Origin of the sequence: Rhodobacter sp. NTK016B, from assembly GCF_017303295.1 — a bacterium.
GTDB lineage: Bacteria > Pseudomonadota > Alphaproteobacteria > Rhodobacterales > Rhodobacteraceae > Pararhodobacter.
Genome location: NZ_JAFKOK010000012.1, coordinates 134,508 through 149,427, shown reverse-complemented (window position 1 = coordinate 149,427; position 14,920 = coordinate 134,508). Strand labels below are relative to the sequence as shown.

The following is a 14,920-nucleotide window of genomic DNA, read 5'->3' as shown; positions in this document are numbered from 1 at the left end:
TCCAACCCGGCGCAATCCGCTGCCTATCCGGCGCGCCGGTTTCAGGCGGGCGGGCTGCGCGCCGGGCTTCGCGACAAGGCCGCTCACCGACCTCTGATCGCCCTGTAACACAGGCAAGTATGGCGTTCTTTCGCCGGATATGGCATCAACGGGCCGTGTTTTCCGCACCGTATCCCGGCGCCGGCACCCGCTGCACGGGTCCGTCATCCGGGTTCGGCCGCCCCGTCTTCGCGTCTGCCAAACAACCAGCGAGCCCACCATGCCCGAACTGTCCCGCCGTGCCCTTCTGGCCGGTCTAGCCCTTGTTCCCGTTGCGGGCTGCGTCATGTCGGACGAGCCGCCCGAACTGCAGCCGGTCGATTACGGCACGGTGTTCGATGGCGGACGCACCATTCCCGGCGTGCTGCCCGAGGAACTGCCGGTGGCGCAACGTCGCCGTCTGGTCGATTACGACCCCGAACTCGATGCCGGGCGGATCGTCATCGACCCCGACGAAGGCGCGCTCTACCTGACGCTGCGCGGACCCTATGCGCTGCGCTATTCCATCGCCGTGGGCCGCGACGCGCTGGGTTATCATGGCGAGACCGAGATTTTCGAGATGGAAGAATGGCCGCTGAGCCAACCTGCCGTCGCCGGCTCGCCGCTTGGCGCGCCTGCCGGGATGCCCACGGCCCCCGCGACCCTTGCCGCTGCGGGCGGCAGCGGCACCAGCATGGCCGCGGACGCCACGTCTGTCCCGTCCGGTCCCAGCTACCCGCTGGGCGCGCGCTCGCTGGCGCTGCGCTCGATGGCGAGCGCCACCGATCGCGGCATCCGCATCCACGGCACGCCGCTCTCGACCACGGGCACGCCCACATCGTCCGGCTACCGGATGATCAATCAGGAAATCATCGACCTCTATTCCCGCGTCACCCTCGGCACGCGGGTGTCGATCCTCTGAAGACCGAAGGTTCAGGGAAAGCTCAGGGCCTCAGGCCGCGCCCGAACAGCGCGGCCAGCCGCCCCATCGACGCACAGAGCGGATCGTAACCGATCCCCGGCGTCGTCTTCAGCCCGTGCAGCGCCGACACCATCGTCCCGGCCAAAGCCGCAGCGTCACTGTCGGGCAGCACGATGCGCCCCGCCGCCGCCTCGTCGAGCAGCCATTGCTCGAGCAAGCCCGCGACCTGCCGCTCGCCCTCGGCCACAAGATCGGCCGCCGCATCCAGCCCGCCATCCATCAGTTCCTCGCCATGCGGGCTGTCGAGCATCAGCTTCATCTCGGGGCCCAGCTTGGCGACAAAGGCGGCGCCCAGCGCCTGTTCGGGCGGCAGGCCCGGCTGCAAGGCCTTGGCAACGCGGTCGGCGGCCTGCCCGAAATACCACGCGACCAAGGAGCGGAAGATATCCTGCTTGTTGCGATAGGACTGATACAGCGCGGTGCGCGACAGGCCCGCCGCCTTGGCAATATCCTCCATCGAGGTGCGCTTGAAACCGTAGCGCGCAAAGACCTCGGTCGCGGCCATCAGGATGGCCACGCGGCGGGGGTCGGATTCATCAATTGCCAAGATTTCTGTGCTCACAAGCGCGGCCTGCTCGAACGGGTTCCGGACGGGTCTGGAAGCGATGACATTTTCTGTTCAGATTGTCAATTTACACAATGACATTTTTCGACCAAAGTGTCAGCAACATGATTCGACGCGAGGGGGAGCATCCATGGCGACGACACTGACCATCAACGGCACCGATCACCGGATCGACGCGCCGGAAGACACGCCCCTGCTGTGGGTTCTGCGCGACGAGCTGGGCATGACCGGCACCAAGTTCGGCTGCGGCGTCGGCTCGTGCGGGGCCTGCACCGTGCATATCGACGGCGAAGCGATGCGCAGCTGTCAGGTGGCGCTGGGCGATGTCTGGGGCGATGTCACCACGATCGAGGGGCTGGGCACGCCCGATGCCATGCACGCGCTGCAGGCGGCATGGCTGCGCAATCAGGTCGCGCAATGCGGCTATTGCCAGTCGGGCCAGATCATGCAGGCCGCCGATCTGTTGTCGCAAAACCCCGATCCCAGCGACGCCGATATCGATCTTGCGATGTCCGGCAACCTGTGCCGCTGCGGCACCTATAGCCGGATCCGCGCGGCAATCCACGACGCCGCCGCCGACTTGCGGGAGGACGTGCTGTGAGCCGCCTTGGAACCATCACCCGCCGCAGCTTCCTCGTGGCCTCGGCCGCCATTGCCGGGGGCGTGGCCTTCGGGATCTACAAGGTCCGTCAGCCGATTCCCAACCCGCTTGACCCCGATCAAGGGTCGGCACTGAACGCGTTTCTGGTCATCGATCAGGACGGCGTGACCGCGATCAGCGGCCGTGCCGATATGGGACAGGGCGCGCAATCGACGCTGGCGATGCTGATCGCCGAGGAACTCGATGTCGACTGGCAGAGCGTGCGCGTCGCCCATGGCCCGGCCTCGGCCGCCTATTACAACGCGGCGATGCTGGAAGCGGCGATGCCGGGCGCGGAATACAACAAATCATCGTGGATGCGCACCGTGGGCGAGGTCGTCGGCAATGCCGGCGGCAAGCTGCTGGGCACGCAGATCACCGGCGGCTCGACCTCGGTCAAGGACGGGTTCGAGAAGATGCGTCTTGCCGGGGCTTCTGCGCGCGAGACGCTGAAACGGGCCGCCGCAGACCGTCTGGGCGTGGATGTCGCCCGCCTGACGACCGAAGCGGGCGCCGTCATAGCCCCCGATGGCACAAGCCTGCCTTATGCCGAGCTGGCCGAGGCCGCCGCCCGCATCGAGCCGCCGCAGGTCGAGCCGCGCCCGCGCGCGCGATGGCGGCTTCTGGGCACCGATCAGCCCCGCCGCGACATGCAGGCAAAGATCACCGGCACGCAGGCCTACGGCATCGACACGCGCCTGCCGGGGATGAAATTCGCCAGCCTGCGGATGAACCCGCGGCTGGGCGGTGCCCTGCGTGGCTTCGACCCGGCCCCGGCGCTGGCCATCCCGGGGGTCGAGCAAGTACTCGATATCGATGGCGGCATCGCGGTCGTCGCGCGCAACAGCTGGGCGGCGATGCAGGGCGCGCAGGCGGTCGATTGCGACTGGGGCCCAGCGCCCTATCCCGACACGACCGAGGCCATCTTCGCCCAGATCGAAGCCGCCTTCGAGGACAGCCCCAATTCGACCATGCGCGACGAGGGTCCGGAAACGCAGGACGGTGACGAAATCACCGCCGAGTACCGCCTGCCCTATCTCGCCCATGCGCCGCTTGAGCCGATGAACGCGACGGCACTGTTCGAGGATGGCAGGCTCACCCTCTGGTCGCCCAACCAGTCGCCGCTGGTCCAACAACGCACCGCCGCGCGCGGCGCCGGGATCGAGCCCGAGCAGGTCACCGTTCACACCACCGCGATGGGCGGCGCCTTCGGTCGGCGGGGTGAATCGGATTACTCGGAACTGGCCGCGCGGGTGGCGCGGCAGATGCCCGGTGTGCCCGTGCAGGTGACATGGTCGCGCGAAGAGGACATGACGCATGACTTCTACCGCCCCGGCGTTATCGCCCGGCTGCGCGGCGTGGTGTCCGACGGCACAGCCAGACAGTTCGACGCGCAGATCGCCGGGCAGGGCATGACCGCACAGGTCGCGCCGCGCCTCTTCGGCCTGCCGGTGGCCGGCCCCGATCGCGCGCTGGTCGAGGGGCTGTTCGACCAGCCCTACGCGATCCCCAGCTACCGCGTGCGCGGCTATACGGCCGATATGGACTTCCCCGTCAGCTTCTGGCGCTCGGTCGGGGCCAGCCATAACGGCTTCATCCATGAGAGCTTCATCGACGAGATGGCCCATGCCGCCGGTCGCGACCCGATGGACTTCCGGCTTGACCTGGTGCGCCCGGAAAGCGCCGTCGCGGCGGGCGTGCTGGAGGCGGTGCGCGCGATGTCGAACTGGGACAATGCCCGCGCCGAGGGTCGCGCGCTGGGCGTGGCGATGGTGTGGTCCTTCGGTACGCCGGTCGCGCAGGTGATCGAGGTCGAGGATCAGGACGGCGCGATCCGCGTCGCCCGCGCCTGGATCGCCTGCGACCCGGGCATCGCGCTGGACCCGCAGAACCTGCGCGCGCAGATGGAAGGCGGGCTGATCTTCGGCCTCTCGGCGGCTTTGCACGGGCAGATCACCGTCTCGGACGGCATGGTCGATCAGTGGAACTTCCCCGATACCGACGGGCTGCGGATCTCGGGCGCGCCCCGGATCGAAGTTCAGGTGCTGGAAACCAACCCGCATCTGGGCGGCATCGGCGAACCCGGCACGCCCCCGGCGGCCCCGGCCCTCGCCAATGCGATCTTCGCCCTGACCGGCACCCGCGCCCGGGAATTGCCGTTGGACCGCCAGTTCGACTTCGTCCTCTGACCCCGGCCGCGCAGGGGGGGCTCTGCCCCCTCGCCCCCCGGGATATTTAGAGATTAAAGATGGGCCTTAAGCCTTCCTCAACCATGCATCTTTGATCCGGAAATATCCTCGGGGGTGAATTGGCCGCAGGCCAAGAGGGGGCAGACAGCCCCCTTTCTGCTCAGCCATCGCGCGCGACGATGGCGGCGGCGTCCTCAAGGGACGAGGCCGGGTACAGGATCACGGTATCGCCTTCGGTCAGACCTTGCGTGACCTCAGCCATCCCGTTCGATTGCCGGCCGATACCGACCGGCGTCAGCGCGGCGCGACCGTTGATCACGCGAAACAGGGCCCAGCCTTCGCCCTGCCGGAACAAGGCGGCCTGCGGGACCAGCAGCAGGTCGCGTCCCTGCCATGTCACGACATGCACGAAGACCCTGTAGCGGTCGCCCAGACCCGGTCGTTCTTCGGGCGGGGTGACGAAATCGAGCCGCAGGCGCACGCGCTGTTCCTCGATACCAAGCGCCGAAACGCGCGTGAAGGCGGCGGGTTCGATCCGGCGCACGACCGCGTCGAGCGTGCCCGCACCGCCCCAGCGCTCGACCCGCGCGGGGGCGCCTTCGGAGACTTGAACCGCATCGGCCGAGAGCAGGTCGATTTCGATATCGAGATCGCGCAGATCCCCGAGCGACAGCAGCGGTGCGCCCGCCTGCACCAGACGCGAGGACGGGTCCGTAACGTCGAGCACCTGACCCGAGATCGGCGCGAAGAGCGGCACGGCATTGGTCACGCCGTCATCGCCCGAGGGTTCCATCAGCTGCGCCTGCGCTCGGCCCAGCGTCGCCGCGCGCAGATCGCGCTCAGAGCGCGCGGCGGCGAGCGCCTGCGACGCTTCTGTGAAAGCGGCCTCGACATCTTCGAGCGCGCGCTGGCTGATCGTGCCCGACGCGGCCAGCGCGCGGCCGCGCTGCAGCTCGCTTTGGGCGTGGCTCAGCCCGGTCAGCGCGCGGCGCAGGTTGGTCTCGGCGAGCGCCAGCGCCGCTTCGGCCTCGCGCACCGCCGCTTCGGCCTGTGCGCGGGCGCGCGAATCCATCAGCGCGGGTTCGGCCGGTCGGATCACGGCGATGATGGTTTCGCCGCGGGTGACCTCATCGCCGACGGCGACGGGCGAGCGCTCGACGATACCGGCGATGGGCGCGGTGACGGAATAGGGCTCGCGCACCCGCGTCACCCCTTCCGCCGCGACCGAAACCTGCAGATCGCCACGCGTCACCTGCGCCAGATCCACGGCCTGAGGCTGCGGCCACAGCGCCCAGCCGAGAGCCGCCGCCAGCGCCAGCGCGCCCAGAGCCAGTCCTGTCTTGCGTATCACGCTCATGCCCGTGCTCCCTTATTCCCGCGCCTTCAGCGCGCTTGCCAGCTCGACCCGGTCGAGCCTGCGCCGTACCAGCAGCACCGCCGCCAGTGCCGCCGCGAACACCGCCAGCGCCGCCAGCGCATAGGTGCGCCGCGAGACCACGAAGGGCAGTGAAATCAGATCCGTCGACATTGCCTGCACCAACGCCCCGGCCAGCGCATAGCCCGCGACCCAGCCGATCGGAATCGCGATCAGCGTGAGCAGCATCATTTCGCCCACCAGCACGAAGCCCACTTCCCAGCGGGTGAAACCCAGCACCCGGAGCGAGGCCAGTTCATGGCTGCGCTCGGCCACCTGAATGCGGGCGGCGTTATAGACCACGCCCAGCGCGGTCATCAGCCCGACCAGCGTCTGGATCGTCAGCATCGTGGCCATGTTCTGTTCCAGCGTTTCCGAGAACTGGCGCCGCACCTCGGACCAGTCGGTCAGACCGGCGACGGCGGGCACCTGCTTGATCGCCGCATTGAGCGCCGACAGGTCGTCGGGATCGGCCATCAGGTGAATGCGGTTGACCTGCGGCGCAACACGCATGGCGGCGAACAGCGCCTCGGCGCGGATATGGGCCTCTTGCCCCATCCCCTGCGCGATGATCGCCGCCAGCGGCAGGTCCAGCACTTCGCGCGGGGCGCCCAGCATCTCGACCCGAATCGTGTCTCCGACCCGCGCGTCCAGCGCCTCGGCCAGCCGGTCGGGCAGGACGAGGCCCTCGGGCGGCAACGCGACGACGCGGCCCTCGTCATCAATGAGCCGCGCCAGCCGTTCGTCTGGGAAATGCGCCGACACCGCGGTCAGCCGCGCGCGATGTCCGCGAACCAGCCGCACGGGCATGGCATAGGCGCCTTCGGCCTGCCGCACGCCCGGCAGCGAAAGCGCGTCGAGCACCGCGCGCTCTGGCTGAGACTGGGCCAGAACCAGCGTCACTTGCTGGCGGTTGGACTGGGTGAAGACGGTATCGGCCATGATGTCGATGGCATCGAAGGAAAAATAGCTCGCGACCAGCAGCGCGACCGAGGCCATGACGCCGAACAGCGTGATCGCCGCGCGCCCGGGCCAGCGCAGGATCGAGCGCAGGATCATCATCGAGGTCTGACGCAGGCGCATCGCGCTGACCGCCCGGTCCAGCCACCCGCGCGAAAAGCTGGGCGGCGCGGGGGGCTGCATCGCCTCGGCCGGGGGCAGCGTGACCGAGGCCCGCACCGCGTTCCAGCCGCCCAGAAGCGCCGTGGCGAGGCCCAGAAGCGCTGCCAGCGCCATCACCCCGGTGGCGGTATCGCGCAGGAAGACGGGAAAGCGGAAATACTCGCGATAGGTGGCGATCATGCCCGATCCCATCCACTGACCCAGCGCCACACCAAGGACCGCCCCGCCGCTGCCGATCAGCAGCGCCAGCGTCAGGTAGTGCCAGCCGATGGTGCGGGTGGGATAGCCCAGCGCCTTCAGAAGCCCGATCTGTCGACGCTCCATCTTGATTAGGCGGCCCAGCACCATGCTGACCAGAAACGCCGCAACCAGCAGGAAAACCGGCGGCAAGAACCGCGCGAGCACACCCAGTTGCTGCATTTCGCCGTCGAGAAACGCGTGCGAGACCTGCCGATCACGCCCGTAAGCCCCGGTGCCGCCATAGGGGTCGAGCAGCGCGTCGAGCGCGTCGATCACCGCCCGTTCGTCGCCCCCGCGTGCCAGCCTGAGCGCGATCTCGTTGACTGCGCCGCCCATGCGCATCGCCGCCTCGGCCGCCTCCTGCCCCATCCAGACGATACCGAAGCGCCGGTCATCGGGCATCATCGCCCCCGGCGCGATGGTATAGGTGAATTCGGGCGAGGCGAGCCAGCCGGTGACGGTCAGGCTGCGCAGCCTGCCGTTCAGCACGGCGCGGAAGCGCGCGCCGGGCAGCAGGGCGTTGGCCTCACCGAAGGCTTCGTTCACCGCGACCTCGTCGGCGCGCAGCGGATCGGGCAGCCGCCCACGCCGGACCACGGGCAGGTTCAGATGGCCGCCATCGTCGGGCAGCGAGACGACGCGCCCGCTTGCGGGCTGGTCGAGCCCGTCGATATCGAGCACCGCCATGAAGCTGATGCGTCCCTCGGCCAGCGCGACGCCGTCGATGCGCTGGGCCTGCGCAACAATATCGCGGGGCGCGCGGGTCATCTGGGCGAAAATATCGGCAAAGCGCTGACGATCGTAGAACGCCGCCCGCGTCGCCTCGAGCGTCGATTGCGTCGCCTGCATGCCGACCATCATCATGATGCCGCAGGCCAGAACCAGCGCGATGGCCAGCGCCTGCGCCCAGATCCGGCGCAGGTCGCGCATCATCTTTCGGGTCAGCATGCTCACCACGACACCTCGTGCGGGGCCAGCCTGTGCGGATTGCGCTCGTCGGACTGAATCGCGCCGTCGCTCATGCGCACGACCCGGTGCGCGATCTGCCGGATCGAGGCGTTATGCGTGACCATGACGGTGGCGGTGCCCAGCTCGGTATTCACCGCGTTCAGCGCTTCGAGCACCTGCACACCGGTGACGCTGTCGAGCGCGCCGGTAGGTTCGTCGCACAGCAGCACGTCGGGCCGCTTGGCAATGGCGCGGGCGATGGCCACGCGCTGTTGCTCGCCGCCCGACAATTCGGCGGGAAAGTGATCCGCCCGCTTGGCCAGCCCGACCCGGTCGAGCGCCTCTTCGGGGGTCATCGGGTTGCGCGCGATCTCGGTCACCAGCGCCACGTTTTCGCGCGCGGTCAGGCTGGGCACGAGGTTGTAGAACTGAAAGACAAAGCCCACATGGTCGCGCCGGAACGCGGTCAGCGCACGATCCGAGACCCGCGTCAGTTCCTGATCGCGGAAGAACACGCGCCCCGATGTCGGCTGGTCCAGACCGCCGAGAATGTTGAGCAGGGTGGATTTCCCCGATCCCGAGGCGCCCAGCATCACCACCATCTCGCCCTCGGTCAGCGACAGGTCGACGCCGCGCAGCGCTTGAACCTCGACCGTGCCCGTGCGGTACACGCGGGTGACGGCCTCGGTGCGAAAGACGGGGGCGGCAGGATCCATGTCGGCAGCTTAGCCGAGATCGCGCGGGTGTCACTTGATCGACCGCAAAGTCGGGCGGCGGTTTTCGCCGGGCCGGGTTCGCGCGCTCAGCGACCCCAGCGGCTTCCCAGCGCGCGCACCAGAGCGCCCGCGCCACGCCGCGCGCGGGTCAGGTTGCCGCGCAGCCCCTCGCCCGCCGCGCCTTCCAGCCGCAGCCGGTTGCGGCGGGTCATGCGGGCTTCGGGCAGGACCGCGTCGATGGCCGCTTCGAGCCGGTCGATATTCCAGTCGGGCGCCTCGGCCCGGATCGGGATCACCGCGCGGGCATCGACCTCGGGCCCCATTGCCTGCGCGATGGCCTGCGCTGCGGCGTCGAGCGTCGCGCGGTCCTCGTCCGTCAGTGTATGTTCGGGGCGCGGCCAGCCCGGCAGCAGCAGGTCCGCCGCGTTGGCGACATGGATCACCGGCGGGCGGCGGCGGGCCGGGTCCCGCGTCATGGCAGCGTCGAAGGCCTTTTGCAGCGCCACATCGGCGGCGCGGCCCGGACGGTTGGCGCGGTGAACCCAGATCACCAGATCGGCCGCGACCATCTGCGCTGCGATGGCCCGCGCCATGCGGTCGGTGCCGTCGAGCCCCGGCGTGTCGATCATCCGCACGCCGCTTTCCGTCATGTGCCCCGATGCCGCATCGGTGGTGGGCGCCGCGTCGGTCTCGGCGCTGTCTTCGTCCAGAAAGGCGTTGAGCAGCGTCGATTTCCCGGCCGAGGTCTGGCCGACGATGACGATCTGCACCGCGCCTTCGGGTTTGGCATCGGGCACCGTCACCCGTGCGCCCAGCCGCGTCAGATCCTGTTCGCTGACCTTCAGCCGCCCGCTATACAGGTCGATCGCCGCCTGCGCGCTTTCTTCCAGCAAGATCGCCTGCGCGTCGCGGCGGAACTTGTCGGTCAGACGGTCCTGCAGCCCGATGGCCAGCACGCGCTCGGCCTCGCGCAGCAGACCCACGGCGGGGTTCATCACCAACCGGACGCCGCGCCAGGCCAGAAAGCCGGTTTCCCACGCGCTGAGCGCGGCGTCCTGCTTGCGCCACAACCAGTGCATCGTGCGCACCGACAACTTGTCGGAATAGGGGACGTGTTCAAGCAGGAAGGCGCGGTAGCGAAGCGCGACCTGATCGACCAGCATCAAGGCCTCGGGCAGGGTGAAATCCAGCGCCGAACGGCGGCCGTCGGAAAGATCGGTGGCGACCTCTTCGACCACGCTCAGGGCCTCGGCGGGCAGCGTGGCCCAGGGGATCGGCTCGGACAGGCGGCGGTCGATGCGGGCGCGGGCGCGGGCGAAGGCGGCTTTCTCGGCCTCGGACCATTCCGGGTCGGGTTCGGGGCCTTCGACCTCGCGCGGGACCCGCTCGCCTGCCGCACGGGTGCGCCAGCGCGCGACGAAAACCGCGCCCCGGAACCCCGCGTAGAACAGCGCCGTGCCCAGCGCGAACCACAGCAGATAGCCGTGTTCGTGCAGGTACACAAAGCCCAGCAGCATCGAGAGCGTCAGCGGCAGCGCAAGGATCGCGGCCAGACCCAGCTTGTCCCACCGAAGCAGGGTGTGCCGAAGCCGTTCACCCAGCGTCATTGCGCGCGCCTTTCAGCGCCTTGTCATAGAGGGCGCGCAACGTCGCGCTGTCGGGTTCTGCGCCATGCGCCACACCGTAAAGCCATGCCGAGGCAGCGCGACCCAACGCATAGGTGGTGGCGAAACTCGCGCCCGCAGCAGCGGCGGCGCCCACGGTCTGGCCCGCGATCGGCAGCAGCTTGGCCCCCTGCCGCGCCAGCAGGGCCGCGCCCATCCGCGCCAGCGATCCCACCCCCAGCGCCGAAGCCAGCAGCCCCATCCGCGTGGGCGTCAGGTCCACCTCATGCGCCTTGGCCAGCGCCCGGAGCATGGCGGCCTGCGTCGCTGGCACGGTGGCGAGGCCCGCAACCGGCACCACATCGGTGGCCCCTGCCAGCGCGGCATAGCGCAGGACGGTCTTGCGCATGCGCTGGAAAGCGCGCGCTTCGTCGGCCCGGCGCAAGGCGGCGGCGGCACGGGGCAGGAAACTGTCGAGCGCGTCGAGCAGGTCCTCGACCCCCGTCACCAGCCCCTCGCGCGGCATCGCCAGCGTGACCGAGGGGAATTCGCGGCCCACCATCTCGGTCAGATGGGCGCGCGCGCGCAATTGCGCCTGCGGATCGGGGACCAGATCGGCGCCGGTATGGACCAGAAGCACGGGAAGCTTGGTGCGGCGCAGGATCTCGGCCACGGGCGCCTGCACAGGGTCGTCGAGCCGCACCACGGCAAGGATCGCCTGCGCCATGCCCTGCGCGGTGGCGATATCGTCGGCAGAATCGTGCCCGGCCTCGCCCAGCCCGCGGGTGTCTAGAAAGCGCACGGCAGGTGCGTCGGCGGGAAAGTCGTGGACCGCCGCGCCCGTCGTGCCCGGCGCAAAGCCGTTACCGACCTCGCCCGCGCCGGTCAGCGCGCGCACGAGCGACGTCTTGCCCGCCCCTGTCTTGCCCAGCAGCCACAGAACCGGGACGGCCGGTTCGACGGCACCCTTGGTGTCAGTCACGTCTTTGCCCCTTGCGATCGGTAGCCCTCAAGATGGGAACGGATCGGCCCGGTTGCAATCCAATACGCCGCGCGCTCAGCGGTTGACGGCCACGTCAATCAGTTCCGACGGCCCGCGCTGCAGATCGTCGTCCGAGACCATCAGCAGACGGATACGCCCGTTCCAGTCACGAAACACCGCAAGGCCTTCGAGGTTCCCGAACTGGTTGAATTCCGAGCGCATGACCCACTGGCCTTCGGAAATCGCCTGCCCGTTGACGCGGAAACGCCGGACCTGACTGCGATAGCCGCGACCGCCGGTTTCCTGCTCAAGGATATAGAGCGCGCCATCGGGTCCGAAATCGGCGCCGACCGGATAGAAATTCCCGTCCGAGGGGATGCGGAAAGCGCCAGTCCATGCGCCGCTCGCATACATGTACGAAGGGAAGCCATAGGTCGCGCGCGCCGCACGCTTGGGGATCGAGTAAAGCCGCCCCGAAGGATCGACCGCGACCGATTGCAGTCCGCTTCCCGCGCGCAGGCGCTCGAAATCGTGGTGCAGTCCGGTCGATTGCGCGGGCGCTCCCAGCGAGGGATAGCGCAGCACGCGGTTATGTTGCTCGAACGAGACATAGAACGAGCCATCGCGGCCGATGCTCAGCCCCTCGGAATCGCGCAGCGATCCCGTCAGCGGGCGCCCGTCCTCGCCGCGCAGCAGCGCAACCTGACGGATCTGCATCCCGTCGATGCTTTGCCCGTAGCCGCGCTGCAGGCGCGCGGCGACGATGAAGCCATGGTCCGAGACCATGTAGATATTGGTGCCGTCGCTGGTCGCGATACCCGAGAAATCGTTGATGCCCCCCGACATCAGCGGAATCCGGTAACGCGCCACGACCTGAGCGGCGGGAATGCTGGCCGGCTGATGCTGGACCACCCCGGCGTAATAGGTGTCGGGATGCGACTGGGTATGCGCGGGCTCGGTCTGCGAGCGCGCGCGTTGCGAATACGAGGTCTGGGCACCGGCGGGCAGGACGGTGCCGCCAAGGGCGACCCCCACGAGGGCAGCGATGAGAGAGCGGGCAGCGATCATCTGGTTACAACTTCCGAACATTGGCGGGGCAGGTCGGCCATGACGAATTCCCGCGGATGGCGGCGCCTTGGCGTCGGCTCGACAGGTTCGGCAGGGCGCTCGGTTTGGCGCGGCGGGTTCAGGTAATCGGTGACCCACCACATAAGGGTGTCGTCGCACCCATTGCCGTCATTCGACAGCTCGGCCACGGTCGGGCTTTGCGTTTCGCATGACGGAGACCCGGCTGGGCAGCGCAGCCGGACATGGAAATGATAATTATGCCCCTGAATCGGGCGAATGCGTTGCAGCCACGCGGTATCAGCCGGAGTCGCTGTGCGGCACATCTCGATCTTGACGGCGGCGGCGACGAAGATCCGGTCGACGCGCGGATCGGACGCTGCCGCGCGCAGAACCTGCGCGTGTTGCGGCGTCCAGTGACTGGTCAGCCCGCGCTGATCGGCGGTGCGGACGCTGACCGAGGAAAGGTTTTCGCGCTCGGTGCGGCTGAGATCCAGTCGGCCCGGCGGCAGCATCCAGATATCAGCATCCAGCCCCATCTGGTGACTGGCATGGCCCGAGGTCATGGGCCCGCCGCGCGGCTGGCTGATATCGCCAACATAGAGCCCGTTCCAGCCGATCTGCACCGCCTGACGGCTGAGATCCTGAATGAACGAGATCATTTCGGGATGGCCCCAGTTACGGTTGCGCGACAAGCGCATCGCCTGCCATGTCGGCCCGGTCTCGGGCAGTTGCACGAACCCGTCGCCGCAGCCCCGCGCATATGACCCATAGACCTCGGCCGGTTCGCTTGTGCCCCGTGTCGCCGCGCCGAACAGCTGGTTGGCGAGCTGCTGGGCGATGGCCGGATCGATGGCGCTGCTGCTTACGCAGGCGCCAAGGCCAAGGGCCCCGAGCAGAAGCGACAGACGTTTCATGCAAGCACCTCTTTGCGGCTGGACCCATCGGGATGAACGAAAACAAGCAAGACAAGCCCCAGCATGAACAGCACCGTCACCGGCAGGATGCCGATCTGCTGGCTGCCCGAAAGGTCGGTGGCGACACCGATGGACAGCGGCGCAAGGAACGCGGTCGCCTTGCCTGACAGCGCATACAGGCCGAAGCCTTCGGTCATCTTCTCGGTCTCGCCCTGACGCACCATCATCGTGCGCGAGGCCGCCTGCATCGCGCCCCCCGCCGCACCGACAACGGCGCCGATGACGTAAAAGGCGATGTCAGGCAGCCCGGATTCGGGCGACACGGCCACGCCGAAGACCGATTGACGCGAGACGAAGACAATCGCCAAAGCGGTCAGGGCCAGCGCCATGACGTTGAAGACGATGACGGGTTTGGGGCCGAAGCGGCTGTCGGCCTTGCCGCCCAGCCACGCGAACAGCGCGCCCGTCGCGGCGGCAAGGATGCCGAAGATGCCCACCTGCACGACGCTCCATCCCAGCACGCCGGCAGCATAGATCCCGCCGAAGGTGTAAACGCCGTTCAGCGCGTCGCGATAGAACATCGAAGATCCGAGAAAGGCAAAAAGGCTGCGGTTCGAAGGCAAACCCGCCAGAGTCGCTTTCAGTTCCGGCCAGGCACCGCGAATTGCGGCGCCGATGCCGACCGCGTCGGGTTTGCGCGGCTCGCGCACCCACCAGAAGAACGGGATCATGAACACCACATACCAGATCGCCGTCAGCGGCCCGACCGAGCGCGTGCCTTCGCGCGTCGCCGGATCGAGACCGAGAATGGGTTCGATACCGATCAGCGTGGTGCCGTTCGATCCTTCGGCCAGCAGCGTCAGCATCAGGATCAGCGACACCAGACCGCCCACATAGCCCCATGCCCAGCCCGAACCCGAGACCTTGCCCAGTTCCTCACGCGGAGCGAGGTCGGGCAGCATCGCATTGGTGAAGATCGTCGCGAATTCCATCCCGATCAGCCCGAGACAGAACATCAGCATCACGTACCAGATATTGAAATCCGCAGGCGCCGAGAACCAAAGCCCCCACGCGCCGATCACGTAGCACAGTGAAAAGAACCAGATGAAGACCATCCGCTTGCCCGAGCGGTCCGCGACCGCGCCCAGAAGCGGCGCCAGCAGGGCCAGCAGGATCCCGGCAAAGCCGATCCCGTAGCCCCAGATCGTCTGCGCGCGCGAGCCGTCGCCCACCACGCCCACCACATAGGGGCCGAAGATGAAGGTGATCAGCAGCGTGTTATAGGGCTGGCTGGCCCAGTCGAACCACCACCAACCCCAGATCCGCCGCTGTGCCGCGCCACGCGCGTCGGCATCGGCCGCGCGTGCGGCCGTCGATTCGGTCATAACAAGGCCCCCCCAGGCTATCTGAACGATCAAGACCTATGGGGGGACGCCGGGCAAGTCACGAATCCACAACGGTTTTCACCTGTGGCGGATTCGTTACCCCTGCCCGCACGTTTTCTCAAGCGCCCCGGAG

Annotated in this window: 12 protein-coding genes; 3 read left to right on the top strand and 9 right to left on the bottom strand. The window is 68.2% G+C overall.

Annotated elements, in window-relative coordinates:
* The first annotated feature begins 259 nt into the window (after nucleotides 1-259).
* Nucleotides 260-940: a L,D-transpeptidase gene (locus tag JI664_RS16590; protein ID WP_207014881.1), complete on the top strand. Its 681-nt coding sequence runs from the start codon at nucleotides 260-262 to the stop codon at nucleotides 938-940.
* 22 nt (nucleotides 941-962) lie between these two features.
* Here the strand turns inward: JI664_RS16590 and JI664_RS16585 are convergent, their stop codons facing one another.
* Nucleotides 963-1,562 carry a TetR/AcrR family transcriptional regulator gene (locus JI664_RS16585; protein WP_207014880.1) on the bottom strand — a complete coding sequence of 200 codons (600 nt, stop codon included), beginning with the start codon at nucleotides 1,560-1,562 and terminating at the stop codon, nucleotides 963-965.
* A 133-nt stretch (nucleotides 1,563-1,695) separates the two neighbouring features.
* On the opposite strand from JI664_RS16585, the gene JI664_RS16580 reads away from it, so the two are divergent.
* Nucleotides 1,696-2,166, top strand: a complete 471-nt coding sequence (locus tag JI664_RS16580) for a (2Fe-2S)-binding protein (protein ID WP_207014879.1) — start codon at nucleotides 1,696-1,698, stop codon at nucleotides 2,164-2,166.
* The gene (locus JI664_RS16575) at nucleotides 2,163-4,394 is read left to right on the top strand and encodes a xanthine dehydrogenase family protein molybdopterin-binding subunit (RefSeq protein WP_207014878.1); all 2,232 of its coding nucleotides are present in this window, start codon (nucleotides 2,163-2,165) and stop codon (nucleotides 4,392-4,394) included. Before JI664_RS16580 ends, JI664_RS16575 begins: the two co-directional genes overlap by 4 nt.
* 160 nt (nucleotides 4,395-4,554) lie before the next feature.
* On the opposite strand, the gene JI664_RS16570 is transcribed toward JI664_RS16575, so the two are convergent.
* The 8 genes from JI664_RS16570 to JI664_RS16535 form a co-directional block, all read right to left on the bottom strand.
* Nucleotides 4,555-5,751: an efflux RND transporter periplasmic adaptor subunit gene (locus tag JI664_RS16570; RefSeq protein WP_207014877.1), complete on the bottom strand. Its 1,197-nt coding sequence runs from the start codon at nucleotides 5,749-5,751 to the stop codon at nucleotides 4,555-4,557.
* Nucleotides 5,752-5,763: 12 nt separating this feature from the next.
* Nucleotides 5,764-8,118 carry an ABC transporter permease gene (locus JI664_RS16565; protein WP_211201730.1) on the bottom strand — a complete coding sequence of 785 codons (2,355 nt, stop codon included), beginning with the start codon at nucleotides 8,116-8,118 and terminating at the stop codon, nucleotides 5,764-5,766.
* A gap of 2 nt (nucleotides 8,119-8,120) precedes the next feature.
* Nucleotides 8,121-8,834 (bottom strand): ABC transporter ATP-binding protein, encoded by a 714-nt coding sequence (locus JI664_RS16560; RefSeq protein ID WP_207014875.1) that lies wholly within the window; start codon nucleotides 8,832-8,834, stop codon nucleotides 8,121-8,123.
* A gap of 86 nt (nucleotides 8,835-8,920) precedes the next feature.
* Nucleotides 8,921-10,441, bottom strand: coding sequence for a GTPase (locus JI664_RS16555; RefSeq protein WP_207014874.1), 1,521 nt, complete (start codon nucleotides 10,439-10,441; stop codon nucleotides 8,921-8,923).
* Nucleotides 10,428-11,420, bottom strand: a complete 993-nt coding sequence (locus tag JI664_RS16550) for a GTPase (RefSeq protein WP_207014873.1) — start codon at nucleotides 11,418-11,420, stop codon at nucleotides 10,428-10,430. The genes JI664_RS16555 and JI664_RS16550 overlap by 14 nt, the downstream gene beginning before the upstream one ends.
* A gap of 75 nt (nucleotides 11,421-11,495) precedes the next feature.
* On the bottom strand, nucleotides 11,496-12,488 hold the full coding sequence (locus tag JI664_RS16545) for an esterase-like activity of phytase family protein (protein ID WP_207014872.1): 993 nt from the start codon (nucleotides 12,486-12,488) through the stop codon (nucleotides 11,496-11,498).
* Entirely contained in the window at nucleotides 12,485-13,402 is a 918-nt protein-coding gene (gene mepA / locus JI664_RS16540) for a penicillin-insensitive murein endopeptidase (RefSeq protein WP_207014871.1), read from the bottom strand. Before mepA ends, JI664_RS16545 begins: the two co-directional genes overlap by 4 nt.
* A complete protein-coding gene (locus JI664_RS16535; protein WP_207014870.1) occupies nucleotides 13,399-14,787 on the bottom strand; it encodes an MFS transporter in 1,389 nt (462 codons plus the stop codon). The genes mepA and JI664_RS16535 overlap by 4 nt, the downstream gene beginning before the upstream one ends.
* Nucleotides 14,788-14,920: the final 133 nt, after the last annotated feature.

What these genes read in the sequence shown, in the direction of transcription:
- JI664_RS16590 (WP_207014881.1), top strand. Translation starts at nt 260, where the DNA reads ATGCCCGAACTGTCCCGCCGTGCCCTTCTGGCCGGTCTAGCCCTTGTT.
- JI664_RS16580 (WP_207014879.1), top strand. Translation starts at nt 1,696, where the DNA reads ATGGCGACGACACTGACCATCAACGGCACCGATCACCGGATCGACGCG.
- JI664_RS16570 (WP_207014877.1), bottom strand. Translation starts at nt 5,751, where the DNA reads ATGAGCGTGATACGCAAGACAGGACTGGCTCTGGGCGCGCTGGCGCTG.
- JI664_RS16565 (WP_211201730.1), bottom strand. Translation starts at nt 8,118, where the DNA reads ATGCTGACCCGAAAGATGATGCGCGACCTGCGCCGGATCTGGGCGCAG.
- JI664_RS16560 (WP_207014875.1), bottom strand. Translation starts at nt 8,834, where the DNA reads ATGGATCCTGCCGCCCCCGTCTTTCGCACCGAGGCCGTCACCCGCGTG.
- JI664_RS16555 (WP_207014874.1), bottom strand. Translation starts at nt 10,441, where the DNA reads ATGACGCTGGGTGAACGGCTTCGGCACACCCTGCTTCGGTGGGACAAG.
- JI664_RS16545 (WP_207014872.1), bottom strand. Translation starts at nt 12,488, where the DNA reads ATGATCGCTGCCCGCTCTCTCATCGCTGCCCTCGTGGGGGTCGCCCTT.
- mepA (WP_207014871.1), bottom strand. Translation starts at nt 13,402, where the DNA reads ATGAAACGTCTGTCGCTTCTGCTCGGGGCCCTTGGCCTTGGCGCCTGC.
- JI664_RS16535 (WP_207014870.1), bottom strand. Translation starts at nt 14,787, where the DNA reads ATGACCGAATCGACGGCCGCACGCGCGGCCGATGCCGACGCGCGTGGC.